The 14,215-nt window shown below is 69.2% G+C and carries 13 protein-coding genes; 10 read left to right on the forward strand and 3 right to left on the reverse strand.

Features of this window, described 5'->3' with window-relative positions; genetic code table 11:
- Positions 1-648, reverse strand: a complete 648-nt coding sequence (locus ACFTWF_RS05280; RefSeq protein ID WP_378460226.1) for an MBL fold metallo-hydrolase — start codon at positions 646-648, stop codon at positions 1-3.
- 131 nt (positions 649-779) lie between these two features.
- Between ACFTWF_RS05280 and purS the strand changes: the two genes are divergently transcribed.
- Positions 780-1,019 carry a phosphoribosylformylglycinamidine synthase subunit PurS gene (gene purS / locus ACFTWF_RS05285; RefSeq protein ID WP_005244409.1) on the forward strand — a complete coding sequence of 80 codons (240 nt, stop codon included), beginning with the start codon at positions 780-782 and terminating at the stop codon, positions 1,017-1,019.
- A complete protein-coding gene (purQ, locus tag ACFTWF_RS05290) occupies positions 1,016-1,693 on the forward strand; it encodes a phosphoribosylformylglycinamidine synthase subunit PurQ (protein WP_185725633.1) in 678 nt (225 codons plus the stop codon). The genes purS and purQ overlap by 4 nt, the downstream gene beginning before the upstream one ends.
- 52 nt (positions 1,694-1,745) lie before the next feature.
- Here the strand turns inward: purQ and ACFTWF_RS05295 are convergent, their stop codons facing one another.
- The gene (locus ACFTWF_RS05295; RefSeq protein ID WP_378460227.1) at positions 1,746-2,393 is read right to left on the reverse strand and encodes a HemK2/MTQ2 family protein methyltransferase; all 648 of its coding nucleotides are present in this window, start codon (positions 2,391-2,393) and stop codon (positions 1,746-1,748) included.
- A gap of 196 nt (positions 2,394-2,589) precedes the next feature.
- Here ACFTWF_RS05295 and malQ point away from each other — a divergent pair, with 196 nt between their 5' ends.
- The 8 genes from malQ (at position 2,590) to ACFTWF_RS05335 (ending at position 12,852) form a co-directional block, all read left to right on the forward strand.
- Positions 2,590-4,695, forward strand: a complete 2,106-nt coding sequence (gene malQ / locus ACFTWF_RS05300) for a 4-alpha-glucanotransferase (protein WP_378460561.1) — start codon at positions 2,590-2,592, stop codon at positions 4,693-4,695.
- Positions 4,696-4,716: 21 nt separating this feature from the next.
- On the forward strand, positions 4,717-5,916 hold the full coding sequence (locus ACFTWF_RS05305) for a macrolide family glycosyltransferase (RefSeq protein ID WP_378460228.1): 1,200 nt from the start codon (positions 4,717-4,719) through the stop codon (positions 5,914-5,916).
- A gap of 40 nt (positions 5,917-5,956) precedes the next feature.
- Positions 5,957-6,310: a VOC family protein gene (locus ACFTWF_RS05310; protein ID WP_185725631.1), complete on the forward strand. Its 354-nt coding sequence runs from the start codon at positions 5,957-5,959 to the stop codon at positions 6,308-6,310.
- Positions 6,311-6,335: 25 nt separating this feature from the next.
- On the forward strand, positions 6,336-7,619 hold the full coding sequence (locus ACFTWF_RS05315) for a M18 family aminopeptidase (RefSeq protein ID WP_378460229.1): 1,284 nt from the start codon (positions 6,336-6,338) through the stop codon (positions 7,617-7,619).
- 142 nt (positions 7,620-7,761) lie between these two features.
- A complete protein-coding gene (gene purL, locus ACFTWF_RS05320; RefSeq protein WP_378460230.1) occupies positions 7,762-10,047 on the forward strand; it encodes a phosphoribosylformylglycinamidine synthase subunit PurL in 2,286 nt (761 codons plus the stop codon).
- Positions 10,048-10,050: 3 nt separating this feature from the next.
- Positions 10,051-11,820: an alpha/beta hydrolase gene (locus ACFTWF_RS05325; protein ID WP_378460231.1), complete on the forward strand. Its 1,770-nt coding sequence runs from the start codon at positions 10,051-10,053 to the stop codon at positions 11,818-11,820.
- Entirely contained in the window at positions 11,817-12,461 is a 645-nt protein-coding gene (locus tag ACFTWF_RS05330) for a CPBP family intramembrane glutamic endopeptidase (RefSeq protein WP_378460232.1), read from the forward strand. The genes ACFTWF_RS05325 and ACFTWF_RS05330 overlap by 4 nt, the downstream gene beginning before the upstream one ends.
- Positions 12,462-12,465: 4 nt before the next feature.
- Entirely contained in the window at positions 12,466-12,852 is a 387-nt protein-coding gene (locus ACFTWF_RS05335; protein ID WP_378460233.1) for a sterol carrier family protein, read from the forward strand.
- A gap of 37 nt (positions 12,853-12,889) precedes the next feature.
- On the opposite strand, the gene ACFTWF_RS05340 is transcribed toward ACFTWF_RS05335, so the two are convergent.
- Positions 12,890-14,203 (reverse strand): class I SAM-dependent methyltransferase, encoded by a 1,314-nt coding sequence (locus ACFTWF_RS05340; protein ID WP_378460234.1) that lies wholly within the window; start codon positions 14,201-14,203, stop codon positions 12,890-12,892.
- Positions 14,204-14,215: the final 12 nt, after the last annotated feature.

Genomic DNA, 14,215 nt, shown 5'->3' on the forward strand with positions numbered 1-14,215 from the left:
TCAGGCCACCTCGACGCTCGACTCGCTCGGCAACGTGCGGAACTCGGTGCCCTCGGGCGCCATGTCGGTGTAGCGGCCGTAGAAGATGCCGGTGGCCTCGTTCGCGATGATCGCCTGGTGGATCGGCACCGCGACCCGCGGTGCGACGGCTCGTAGGTAGTCGACGGCCTCGGAGATCTTCATCCACGGCGCGGCGGCGGGCAGTGCGAGCACGTCGACCTTCTGCTCCGGGACGAACAGAGAGTCGCCGGGGTGCATCAGCCGGGCCGGGTTGCCGGCGTCGCCGAGCAGGAACGCCGTGTTGTCGATCACCGGGATGTCCGGGTGGATCACCGCGTGCGTGCCGCCGGTGCCGGTGACGTGCACGTCGCCGATGTCGAACTCGTCTCCGGCGTGCACCCCCGTCCAGCCGCCGCCGAGCTGGGCCGCGGTCTGCGGGTCCGAGTACAGCGCCGCGCCGGGGTTCGCCTCGACGAGGGCGGGCAGTCGTTGCTGGTCGACGTGGTCGGGGTGCTGGTGCGTCACCAGGATGGCGTCGAGTCCGGTGATGCCCTCGAATCCGTGGGAGAAGTTGCCCGGATCGAAGAGGATGGTGGAACCGTTCAACTCGACGAGGACGCAGCTGTGGCCGAAGTGAGTCAGTCGCATGAATTCGAGTATGCGCCTGGATACGTGGCGCGTCCGCTTCGTCCGATGCGAACCGCAGGCAGGTAGCCCGGTAAACTTCCGGGTGCCCGGTGTTCCACTCTGGGCTCGCGCACTACTACAAGGAGCAGCACGTGGCCCGTGTCGTCGTCGAAGTCATGCCCAAGGCCGAGATTCTCGACCCCCAGGGGCAGGCCATTGTCGGAGCGCTGCCGCGGCTCGGCTTCGCTGGAGTGTCCGATGTCCGTCAGGGCAAGCGGTTCGAGCTCGAGGTCGACGGCAGTGTCGACGACGCTCAGCTCGAGAAGATCGCCGAGGCCCTGCTGGCCAACACGGTGATCGAGGACTGGACCGTGAGGCGCGTCGAAGCATGAGCGCCCGCGTCGGAGTCATCACTTTCCCCGGCACCCTCGACGACGTCGACGCCGCCCGCGCGGTGACCCTCGCCGGCGGCGAAGCCGTGAGCCTGTGGCACGGCGACGCCGACCTCAAGGGTGTCGACGCCGTCATCGTTCCCGGTGGCTTCTCCTACGGCGACTACCTGCGCTGCGGGGCCATCGCCCGGTTCGCGCCGGTCATGGGCAAGGTCGTCCAGGCGGCGCAGGGCGGCATGCCCGTCCTCGGCATCTGCAACGGATTCCAGGTGCTGTGTGAGGCCGGACTCCTGCCCGGTGCGCTCACCCGCAACGAGGGCCTGCACTTCATCTGCCGCGACGAGTGGCTGAAGGTCGAGGCCACGTCGACGGCGTGGACGTCCCGCTACGAGGCGGGTGCCGAGATCCTCGTCCCGCTCAAGTCCGGCGAGGGCCGTTACCAGGCGTCGGAGACCGTTCTCGACGAACTCGAGGGTGAAGGTCGCGTGGTGTTCCGCTACGCCGGCGACAACCCGAACGGTTCGCAGCGCGGCATCGCCGGGATCTCGTCGGCCAACGGCCGCGTCGTGGGTCTCATGCCGCACCCGGAGCACGCCACCGAGGCTCTCACCGGCCCCAGCGACGACGGACTCGGCATGTTCTACTCCGTCCTCGACAGCGTCATCTCCGCCTGACCCGACCGGCGTCGTGCGCGGCCGTGGCCGTGCACGACGCCTCGCCGGAGGGCTATTTGACGGCGCGGATGACCACGATCTCTTCCGTGGTCTGACCGGCCTCGATCAGTCCTCGCCGTTCGAGCATTCTCCGGCGTGCGTCGAGGACGGGGCCGAACGGAATCTCCGCCGACGCGGCGACGTCGACCAGCATGTTCTGCTCCTCGAGCATCGTCAGCGTCTTCTCGACCCCACTGAGAACGGACTGCGCGAGCAGCAGGACACCACCGGGGACGAGAACCTCGGGGGCCTCGCAGCAGATTCGATCGAGCAGTGCCCGTCCGTTCTTACCCGCGTCCCACGCGCGCGCCGGCCCGCGGTCGGGCACCGTGTCGACGGGAGCGGGAACGTACGGCGGATTGGACACCACGACGTCGAACCGTTCCGTGCGCACGGCTTCGAGAAGGTCGCCGTGGATCACCCGGATCCGATGTCCGCCGAGAAGCGCATTGAGCCGGACGCTGATCGCCGCGCGCCTCGACACGTCCACCGCCGTCACCCGGCCGGCGCCCGCTGCGGCGGCGTGCACGCTGAGAGCACCCGTTCCCGCGCACAGGTCGAGCAGTCGCGTATGGGGTCCGAGATGTTCCGCTGCCAGGACGTCTGCCAGTAACTGCGTATCGTGTTGCGGGCGATAGACTCCGGGAAGGCGTAGCAGCATCGAACACTCCTCGGTTGCCGGGCGCATCGGATTCCGTCCACGGCCTGCCTTTCCGGGGCGCGCCGTGGACCCGTGCGTCTGATTACGACACAATTACCCCGCTCGGCGCAGGGCCAATCACGCGGACGGGGCCCGGCGTCCTCGCCGCCGGATCGGAAGCCGCGCAGATCCCGGCGTGAACTGGCACGATCGACGGGTGGCGTACACCGAGCAGTTGCGTGACCTCGCGGCCCGGCACGGGGTGGCGACGTCGTACCGGGGTTGGGATCAGCAGAGTCACGATGTGGGCGACGACACGCTGCGGCGTGTTCTCGCGGCGCTCGACGTGACCGCGGACACGGACGACGAGGTGCGGAGCGCCCTGTCCGACTGCGACGCGGCGCCGTGGCGGCGGATGCTGCCGCCTGTCGTCGTCGGGGTGGAGGGATCCGAGACTCGGTTCGTGGTGCACGTTCCGCACGGCGAACCCGTGGACGTCCGGATCGACACGGAGGCGGGCGGGACGGTGGCCGCGCGTCAGCTGCAGGTGTGGGTCGATCCGCGCGAGGTCGACGGAGAGTTGATCGGCCGTGCCACATTCGCCGTTCCGTCCGGGATTCCGTGCGGCTGGCACACGGTGCGAGCGTCGACGTCCCTCGCGTCCTCGTCGTGCACTCTCGTGGTCACGCCGGTACGGTTGTCGACGTCCGACAGTGTGCGCGACCGCAGGCGCTGGGGTGTGCTCACGCAGTTGTATTCGGTCCGGTCGCACCGTTCCTGGGGTGTCGGCGACTTCGGCGACCTCGCGGATCTCGCGTCGATCTTCGGGTCCGTCCACGGCGCCGACTACGTTCTGGTCAATCCGCTGCACGCCGCGCAGCCCCGGCCGCCGATCGAGGCGTCGCCGTATCTGCCGACCACCCGCCGCTACGTCAACCCGATGTACATCCGGGTCGAGAACATCCCGGAGACCGCGTATCTCTCGACGCGACGTCACGCGCGGATGCGCGACGCCGCAGCGCGTTTCGAGCGGGCGAACGACCGGTCCGACCGGATCGCCCGAAATGCGTCGTACCGCGCCAAACTCCGGGTGCTCGAACGGGTGTTCCGGATCGAGCGCAGTCCGAGCAGGCAACACTCATTCGACGAGTTCTGCCGCGTCGAGGGCGATGGCCTGCGTGACTTCGCGACGTGGTGCGCGCTCACCGAGAAGTTGCGGCCCGGCGACCCGCGATGGCGAACGAAGGCCGCTGCTCCCGACGCCGAGTGGGTCGAGGCGCAACGGCGCAAGCTGGCGCCGCGAATCGAGTTCTACTCCTGGCTCCAATGGGTGTGCGACGAACAGCTTTCCGACGCACAGGGCTCGGCCCGGGCAGCGGGTATGGACATCGGGATCGTGCACGATCTGGCGGTCGGGGTCCAGCGCGACGGTGCGGATGCGTGGTCGCTGGGGACGGCCCTGGCGGAGGGAATCACCGTCGGGGCGCCGCCCGACGACTTCAATCAGCAGGGGCAGCAATGGAATCAGCCGCCGTGGCGGCCGGATCGGCTGGCGGAGCTGGGTTACGCCCCGTACCGCGACATGCTGCGGACGGTGCTCAAACATGCGGGTGGGCTCCGCGTCGATCACATCCTGGGTCTGTTCCGGCTGTGGTGGATCCCGGCGGATGCGGAGTCGCCGGCCGAGGGAACGTACGTGACCTACGACCACGAGGCGCTGATCGGGATCCTCGTGCTCGAGGCGGAGCGGGCCGGCGCCGTGGTGATCGGCGAGGACCTCGGGGTGTTCGAACCCGTCGTGCAGGACTACCTGGCCGAACGCGGGATCCTGGGCACATCGATCCTGTGGTTCGAGCACGACGGCGAGCGTCCGACGCCGCCGGAGGAATATCGGACCCTGTGTCTGACTTCCGTCACCACGCACGATCTTCCGCCGACCGCGGGCTATCTCGCGGGTGAGCACATCGAATTGCGTTCGCGGCTCGGGCTCCTCGAACGCGACCTCGAACTGGAGAAGGAACACGACGCGCACCAGCGCGAGGCGGTACTGCAATTGGCGCGCGACCGCGGGTTGCTGGCGGACGACGCGTCGATACCCGACACCGTGAAGGCGCTGTACCGGCTGATCGCCCGGAGCCCGTCGCTGCTGTCGGGTGTCGCTCTCGCCGACCTCGTGGGGGAGTACCGCATCCAGAATCAGCCGGGCACCGACGAGACCCAGTACCCGAATTGGAAGATCCCGCTTGCCGACGCGTCCGGGCGGGTCGTCCATGTCGAGGACCTCGCGGACGGCGATTTCGGATTCGTCGAGGACGCCCGCTGACCCGTCTGGGGAAGGACGAAGATGCCACGCGCACACATCGCCATGGTCAGCATTCCGGCGCCCGGGCACGTCAACCCGAGCCTGGAGATTCTCCGCGAGCTCGCCGCGCGCGGGCACCGCGTGACGTACGCCAACGACGCCGCGATGAAGGACGTCGTCGAGAGCACCGGAGCCGAATTCAAGGAGTACACCTCGACGCTGCCGCGCGTGAACACCGCGGGCGCGGCGGAGGAGTCCGACAGAACCTGGGACGGCGACACCATCGATCAGCTCACCCTGTTCCAGGTGGAGTACGAGGCGATGCTGCCGCAACTGCGAAGACTGTACGAGAACGACCGTCCCGACCTGTTCCTCTACGACATCGCGGGAGGCCCGGCCCGTGTCCTCGCCGAGGAATGGGATGTGCCGATCGTGCAGCTGTCGCCGACGTACGTGGCCTGGGAGGGGTACGAGGACGACATGCAGTCGTTCGTGGACACGATGCGGGCCGACCCGCGGGGCGCCGTGCTGTACGAACGGCAGCGGAAACTCCTGTCGGACAATGGTGTCGAGACCGACCCGGACGAGTTCTACGGGCGCCCGGCCAGGGCGGTGGTGCTGATCGCGAAATCCATGCAGCCCAACGCCGACCGGGTGAACGAGGCCGTCTACACATTCGTCGGACCGGCCCTGCCCACCCGACGGCCCGCCGACGGCCGGTGGGAGGGTCCGGCCGGGGCGGGGAAAGTGCTCCTCATCTCGCTCGGCACGGCCTTCACCGATCATGCCGACTTCTACCGGCGCTGCCTCGAGGCGTTCGGCGATCTCGACGGCTGGCACGTCGTCCTGCAGATCGGGCAACACGTCGACGGCGCCGAACTCGGCACCGTGCCCGGCAATGTCGAGGTCCATCGCTGGGTACCCCAATTCGACATCCTGTGTCGGGCCGATGCGTTCCTCACCCACGCGGGAATGGGCGGGTCCAGCGAGGGAATGTTCACGGGAACCCCGATGATCGCCGCGCCGCAGGCCACCGACCAGTTCGACAACGCCGACGCGCTCGTCGCCGCGGGAGTCGCGGTGCGCGTGGACAGTTCGACCGTCTCGCCGGACGAACTCCGGGACGCGCTCGAACGGGTCGACGCCGAGCCGGTGCGGACGCGCAGCGCCGAACTCGCCGCCGAGTTGCGTTCTGCGGGTGGGGTGGACGCGGCCGTCCGGGTGATCGAGGATTTCCTGTGATACCCCGAACCGTGTCGGTGGCCCGGACTACTGTCCGGGCATGGCACTCACACTCGGCATGATCACGTTCGACACCCTCGATCCCGGTCCGCTCGCGAAGTGGTGGGCGAAGCAGACGGCCGGCACGATCGAGCAGGAGAACGACGGCTGGTTCTACGTCGTCGCTCTCCCCGGCTCCGCGCAGAAACTGGCGTTTCAGAAGGTCGACGATCCCACACCGGGGAAGAACCGCATCCATCTGGACCTTTCGTCCGACGACCTCGACGGCGAGGTGGGCAGGCTGAGCTCGGACGGCGCCACCGAGGTCGCGCGGCACGAGATGGGCGGCTTCCGGTGGGTCACGCTCGCCGACCCCGACGGAAACCAGTTCTGCGTCTCGGGTCCCCACGCGTGATTGCGGGTCCTGCATGATTGAGACCATGCCTTCCACCACGTGGGCCGACGCCCAGGGCCTCTGCACCTTCGTCGATGCGTCACCGTCGCCGTTCCATGTGTGCGCGACCGTGTCGATGTCGCTGACCGGCAACGGGTTCACCGAGCTGCACGAAACCGACTCGTGGCCCGGCGAACCCGGCCGGTACTTCCTGGTGCGCGGTGGATCGCTCATCGCCTGGAGCACCGAAGGGGTGGGCCGGACGGCGCCCTTCCGCATCGTCGGCGGGCACACCGACAGCCCGAACCTGCGCGTCAAACAGCACCCCGACCTGTCGTCGGCAGGGTGGCAGCTGGTCGGGCTCGAACCGTACGGCGGAGCGTGGCTCAACTCGTGGCTCGACCGCGACCTCGGCATCTCCGGACGGCTCAGTGTGCGGGCAGGCAACGCGGTGGAGGAAAAACTCGTCCGCGTCGACGAACCGATCCTGCGCGTGCCGCAACTGGCCATCCACCTGTCCGAAGACCGCAAGGGAGTGCACCTCGATCCGCAGCGCCACCTCAACGGGGTGTGGGGCGTGGGGTCCGAACGCCGGTCGTTCATCGACTTCGTGGCGAACCGCGCGGAGGTCCCGGCCGGCGCGGTGCTCGGATGGGAGCTGATGACCCACGATCTCGCGCCCAGCACGCTCGTCGGAACCGAACACGACCTCGTCAGCGCGCCGCGCCTCGACAACCAGGGCACCTGCTACGCCGGCACCCAGGCGCTGCTGGCGGCGGCCGAGAACCCCGGCGACCAGGTGCCCGTGCTCGCCCTGTTCGACCACGAGGAGGTGGGCAGCATGTCGGATCGGGGCGCGTTCTCCGATCTCCTGAGCACCGTGCTCGAACGCATCGTCCTCGGCCGCGGCGGCGGGCGCGAGGAATTCCTGCAGACCATGGCCGGCTCGATCTGCGCGTCCGGGGACATGGCGCACGCGACGCATCCCAACTACCCGGACCGGCACGAGCCCGCCCATCACATCGCCGTCAACGGGGGACCGGTGCTCAAGGTCAACCAGAACCTGCGCTACGCCACCGACGCGGCCGGAGCCGGGGCGTTCGCGCTCGCCTGCGACCAGGCGGGTGTGCCGCTGCAGCGGTACGTGCACCGGGCCGATCTGCCGTGCGGTTCGACCATCGGCCCGATCACGGCGTCCCGGACGGGGCTGAGCACCGTCGACGTGGGTGCCGCGCAGCTCGGGATGCACTCCTCGCGGGAGCTGATGGGCGCGCGTGACGTGCGGGCCTATTCCGACGCCCTTGCGGCCTTCCTCACACCGACGGCGTGACGAAGAACCTGCAGGGAGCGCCAGGTCGGTGCCGGAACGAGCCGCCGGATAGACTGACGTACGGCTCGTCGCCACTCGGCTTGCGCCGACCGTGACTCCCGGCTTGCCTTTCGACTCCCGTAGGGAAAGGGACCCACCTCCAGTGTCAGCACACCCGGTCGACACCGTCACCGCCGCCACCGCGACCCCCGACGTCGCACAGCCTTTCAAGGAACTGGGCCTCAAGGACGACGAGTACGCCCGTATCAAGGAGATCCTGGGCCGTCGCCCCACCGAGGCCGAGCTCGCGATGTACTCGGTGATGTGGAGCGAGCACTGCTCCTACAAGTCGTCCAAGGTGCACCTGAGGTATTTCGGTGAGACCACGACCGACGAGATGCGGTCCTCGATGCTCGCGGGCATCGGTGAGAACGCCGGCGTCGTCGACATCGGCGACGGCTGGGCCGTCACGTTCAAGGTCGAGAGCCACAACCACCCCTCCTATGTGGAGCCGTACCAGGGCGCGGCCACCGGCGTCGGCGGCATCGTCCGCGACATCATGGCCATGGGCGCCCGCCCGATCGCCGTCATGGACCAGTTGCGCTTCGGTGCGGCGGACGCCCCCGACACCCGTCGCGTCGTCGACGGTGTGGTGCGTGGTGTCGGCGGCTACGGCAACTCGCTCGGCCTGCCCAACATCGGTGGCGAGACCGTGTTCGACGAGTCCTACGCGGGTAACCCGCTGGTCAACGCCCTGTGCGCCGGAACGATGCGCGTCGAGGACCTGCACCTCGCGTTCGCATCGGGCGCCGGCAACAAGATCATCCTGTTCGGTGCGCGCACGGGCCTCGACGGCATCGGCGGCGTGTCCGTCCTGGCGTCGGAGACGTTCGACGGTGACGAATCAGGTACCGGCCGGAAGAAGCTGCCTGCGGTGCAGGTGGGTGACCCGTTCACCGAGAAGGTGCTCATCGAGTGCTGTCTCGAGCTGTACGCCGCGAAGCTCGTGGTCGGCATCCAGGACCTCGGCGGCGCGGGCCTGTCCTGCGCCACGTCGGAGCTGGCCGCGGCCGGCGACGGCGGCATGCACATCAACCTCGAGCAGGTCCCGATGCGGGCCACCGGCATGACCGCGGCGGAGGTGCTGTCCAGCGAGTCGCAGGAACGCATGTGCGCGGTCGTCACCCCGGAAAACGTCGACGCGTTCATGGAGGTCTGCAAGAAGTGGGACGTCCTCGCCACCGTCATCGGTGAGGTCACCGACGGTGAGCGGCTCACCATCTCCTGGCACGGCGAGACCGTCGTCGACGTGCCGCCGCGCACGGTCGCCCACGAGGGCCCGGTGTACGAGCGCCCCGTGCAGCGTCCCGCGAGCCAGGACGCCCTGGTCGCGAACACCACCGCGGGCCTGAAGCGTCCCGAGTCGGCCGACGAACTGAAGGCGACGCTCCTGAAGATGCTCGCGTCCCCGGCGCTGTGTAGCCGCAAGTGGATCACCGAGCAGTACGACCGTTACGTGCGCGGCAACACCGTCCTCGCGGAGAACGCCGACTCCGGTGTGATCCGCGTCGACGAGAAGACGGGCCGCGGCATCGCGCTCGCCACCGACGCGTCCGGCCGCTATACCTCGCTCGACCCGTACGCCGGTGCTCAGCTGGCGCTCGCCGAGGCCTTCCGCAACGTCGCCGTCACGGGCGCTACCCCCAAGGCCGTCAGCAACTGCCTGAACTTCGGTTCCCCCGAGGACCCGGGAGTGATGTGGCAGTTCCAGCAGGCCGTGCGCGGTCTGGCGGACGGCTGCGCGACGCTCGGCATCCCCGTCACCGGCGGCAACGTCAGCTTCTACAACCAGACCGGGTCGACCGCGATCCTGCCCACCCCGGTGGTCGCGGTACTCGGCGTCATCGACGACGTGCACCGGCGCATCCCCACCGGTCTCGGATTGGAACCGGGCGAAACCCTGATCCTGCTCGGTGACACCCGCGACGAGTTCGACGGGTCCATCTGGTCGCAGGTCGAGCACGGTCACCTCGGTGGCGTCCCGCCGAAGGTCGACCTGGAGCGGGAGCAGTTGCTGGCCGACATCCTCCTCGCGGCGTCCCGCGACGGACTGGTGTCCGCCGCCCACGACCTGTCCGAGGGCGGTCTCGCGCAGGCCGTCGTCGAGGCCGCGCTCGCCGGCGAGACCGGATGCCGCATCCTGCTTCCCGACGACGCCGACCCGTTCGTCACCCTGTTCTCCGAGTCGTCGGGTCGCGTGCTCGTCGCGGTCCCGCGCACCGAGGAAACTCGTTTTACGGGTATGTGCACGGCCCGTAATCTCCCGTGGGTGCGCATCGGTGTGGTGGACGAGGGGTCCGATTCCGTCGAGGTCCAGGGTCAGTTCTCGGTCTCGCTGGCCGAACTGCGCACGACGTTCGAGGGAACACTACCGGCATTGTTCGGGTGATGAATGGTCGATTCGGGGGCATTGGAGAGGGTTGACAGGGGGCCGCGGGAACTCTCGCGGCTAGTCGATCCTGCGCTCTTCCACGGCCCCCGGCTCGACCGGACCTGGCATTTCCTTCGACTCGACTTCACCGGCATCGCGTTCGCGACGCTGTTCTTCTGCTGGTCGCTGACGCCGTCACTGCTGCCCCGCGACTGGCTGTTCCAGGGACTGATCGGCGGCATCAACGCTGCCATCGGATACACGGTGGGAACGGCGATCGGCTGGGCGGTGCGCCGCTATTTCCTGCGGAACCGGTCCTGGTGGCCGCTGCCGGAACCGTGGTCGACCGGGCTGCGGGTGCTGGTGACGGTGACGTGCGTGGCCGTCAGTCTCGTGATGCTCGCGTACTCCGCGGCCTGGCAGCGTGAACTCGCCGCGCTGATGGGGGCGGAGGGAACCACCACCACCGGCTACATCCGCACGGGCGGCCTGAGCCTGCTCGTGGGCGCCGCGATCATCTCGGGGTACCGGCTGCTCCGGGAATTGGTGCGGTGGATCGCGGCACGCCTCATCCGGCGGTGGCACCTTGCCATTCCGACCGCCACCACCGTCGGCATCCTCATCGTGACGGTGCTGTTCTTCCTGCTCGTCGACGGCGTGCTGATGCGCGGCATCTACGCCGCCACGAACGCGGCGTTCAGCCTGCAGAATTCGACCACCCGGGAAGGCGCCGAGCAGCCCCTCGACCCCGAGAAGTCCGGCAGCCCCGACTCTCTCGCGCCCTGGGACAGTCTCGGCTACGAGGGACGGAATTTCGTGTCCCGGGGTCTCGACGCCGACGAACTCACCGCCGCCAACGGCGCACCGGCCAAGGACCCCATCCGCGTCTACGCCGGCCTCGAGACCGCCGAGGACACCGAAGCGCGCATGGATGTGGTCATCGGTGAACTCGAACGGACCGGTGCGTTCTCGCGCAAGGTGCTCGTCGTCATCCCCACCACCGGCACCGGGTGGGTCAATCCGACTGCGGCGCAGGCGATCGAGTTGGTCCACAACGGTGACACGGCGCTGGTGGCCAGCCAGTACTCGTTCCTGCCGAGCTGGATCTCGTTCCTCGCCGACCGGGAGAAGGCCGCGGAAGCGGGCAAAGAACTGATCGACCGTGTGCACGAGCGGTGGTTGCAGGAACCCGAGGCGACGCGGCCCAAACTTCTCGTCTACGGCGAGAGTCTCGGAACCCAGGCCGGGGAGGGCGCCTTCGACACGCTCAGCGACATCCGGGAGACCGTCGACGGTGTGCTGTGGGTGGGGCCGCCCAACTCGAACCGACTGTGGGGGCAGCTGATCCAGCGCCGCGACCCGGGCACACCCGAGGTGGACCCCGAGTACGCGGCGGGCCTGGTGGTGCGGTTCGCCGACGACTCCGCCGACATGGTCGAGAACACCGGCGAATGGCTGTCGCCGCGCATCCTGTACGTCCAGCACCCGTCCGATCCCGTCGTGTGGTGGTCGCCCGACCTCGCGTTCACCCGGCCCGACTGGTTGAAGGAGCCGCCGGGCGACGATCGTTCGCCATCCATGAAGTGGTTTCCGTTCGTGACGTTCTGGCAGGTGTCCGCCGACCTCACGAACGCCGCCGGCGTCCCCGACGGGCACGGCCACAATTACGGGACGCTCGTTCTCGACGGCTGGATCACGGTGGCTCAGCCCGAGGGGTGGACGGCCGTCGACACCGAACGCGTCCGCTCCACCCTCGAATCACTCGCCGGGACCGAGGGCCCGGAGAAATGAGCAGGCCGGCCTCCGTTGCGGCTGCGACGGCGGCGCTGGTGTGGAACAACGTGCTGCTTCCCCGCACGGGACTCGGCCCGTACGGGCGGGCCGCCGCCGGAGGTGCGCTCGGACTGTCGGCTGTGGGAGCCGCGCGCGCCGCGGGGTATGACATCGACGAACTCGGCCTGTCCGTCTCGAAGCTGAGGTCCGGGCTGCGGCACGGCGCCGCCGCGTCCGTCGTGCCGATGGCGGGATACGCGATCGCGCTGAGCATCCCCGCACTGCGGGCGCGCGTGCCGGCCGGCGACGGCGCCACCGGCTTCGCGGGCTGGGTCGGGTTCCGCATCCCGGTCGGAACGGTGATCCATGAGGAACTGGTGTTCCGCAGCGTCCTGTCGGCGATGTTCCATCGGTCCTGGGCGGCCGCGACGGCGGACGTCCTGCACGCCACGACGTTCGGGCTGTGGCACGTGCGCGCCGCCCGGATCGCCGGAGACGGGGTCGTCCCGAGCGTGCTGCTCACCGGAGCGTCGGCGTGGTTGTTCGAATGGCTTCGCCGGCGCAGCGGCAGCGTCGTAGCCCCTGCACTGCTGCATCTTTCGGTGAACGTCGGTGGGGCGGTGGCCGCCGTGGTGGCGCGGGCCCGCACAGTAGATTGAGGGCATGCCCTCGCGTCGTGCCGTCGATCCCGCCGAACTGAGAGCCGCCGTCCTCGAGGTCGGCCCCTGGCTGCGCGGCGACACCGAGGAGAAGCCGTCCCGCACCCAGTTGGCCGCGGCGGTCCGCCTCAGCGCGCGGACGCTCGAGCAGGTGGCGCCGGGGTCCAGTGTGGAGGTGCGGGTGCCGCCGTTCGTCGCGGTCCAGTGCATCGAGGGTCCCCGGCACACCCGCGGTACCCCGCCCAACGTCGTGGAGACCGACCCGCGGACGTGGCTGCTGTTGGTGACGGGTCTGCTGGACTTCGACGGCGCGACCACCGACGGCGGGGTCTCGGTGTCGGGGAGCCGCGCCGGGGAGATCGCCCACTGGCTTCCCCTGCTGCGCGTGTAGTCAGCCGAGCCCCACGCTGCTCATCCGGGCCCGACGCTTATCCGAGCCACAGCGCGCGGGTGCGGGGGAGGCCGCTCGACCCGCCGTCGGACGGCCGGATGGCGAGGACCTGGTGGATCGTCAGCCGGCCCTTCTCCTCGAACCCCAGGGCGCTGGCCGCGAGGTACAGCAACCAGGTGCGGGCGCGCTCGGCGCCGACGAGCCGGACCGCGTCGTCCCACGAGTCGCGGAGCCTGCTCACCCAGGCCCGGAGTGTGAGTGCGTAGTGCTCCCGGAGTGCCTCGACGTCGCGCACCTCGAGCCCGGCGTGCTCGAACGCGTCGAGCGTGCGGCTCAGCGGAAGCACCTCGCCGTCCGGGAAGATGTAGTTCTCGATCAGCCCCGGCGAGTTCTCCGTGTCGGTGAGCGACCGGACCGAGGCGATGGCGTGGTTGAGGAGCCGCCCCTCGGGGCGCAGGAGGTGGAGCAGGTGCGCCGCGTACACCGGCAGGGCGGCGTCGCCGACGTGCTCGGACATCCCGATGCTGGAGATCGCGTCGTAGGGTCCGTCGGCGATGTCGCGGTAGTCCTGAACCCGGATCTCGATCCGATCCGAGAGCCCGGCCTCGGACACCCGGGCCCGCGCCCATTCGGCCTGTTCGTGGCTGAGGGTGACCCCGACGACGGACACGTCGTACTTCTCGGCGGCGTGGATGGCCATCGAACCCCAGCCGCAGCCCACGTCCAGCAGTCGCATCCCCGACCGGAGTCCGAGTTTGCGGCAGATCAGGTCCAGTTTGTCGTTCTGCGCTTCTTCGAGGGTTCCGGTCGCAGTGCCTGGCTGCTGGTCCCAGTACCCGCAGGAGTAGACCATCGTCGGCCCCAGGAACAGGCGGTAGAAGTCGTTGCCCACGTCGTAGTGATGTGAGACCGACGACGCGTCGCGTGCCTTGCTGTGTTTGGTGCCGCGGCGCCGCGGCACCTCCACCGACGGCGGTGTCGGCCGCAGCCCGAGGCCGCCGAGCCGGACGAACGTCGACAGCGACTTCAGGACGGTCCGACGGTCGGAACCGCGGACGCCGAGAGTTCCCAGCCGGTCGACGAGGCCGGGGAGGGAGAGCAGCCGGAAGACGTCGCCCTCGATCTCGAGGTCCCCGGACACGTAGGCGCGCACGAGTCCGAGTTCGTTCGGCGACCACAACACCCTCCGGATGGCCCGGCGGTTGCGGAAGACGATGGTGACGTCGGACTCGGGTCCGGCCTCCGAGCCGTCCCAGCATCGGACGTGCACGGGAATGGGGATTCCCATCACTCCCTCGAAGGCGCCGAGGAGGCGTTCGGCTGCGGTCGGAGCCGTGTTGCGGATGGTCATCGGAAAAGCCCC

The sequence above is a fragment of the Rhodococcus sp. NPDC056960 genome, assembly GCF_042674125.1.
Classification (GTDB): domain Bacteria; phylum Actinomycetota; class Actinomycetes; order Mycobacteriales; family Mycobacteriaceae; genus Rhodococcus_F.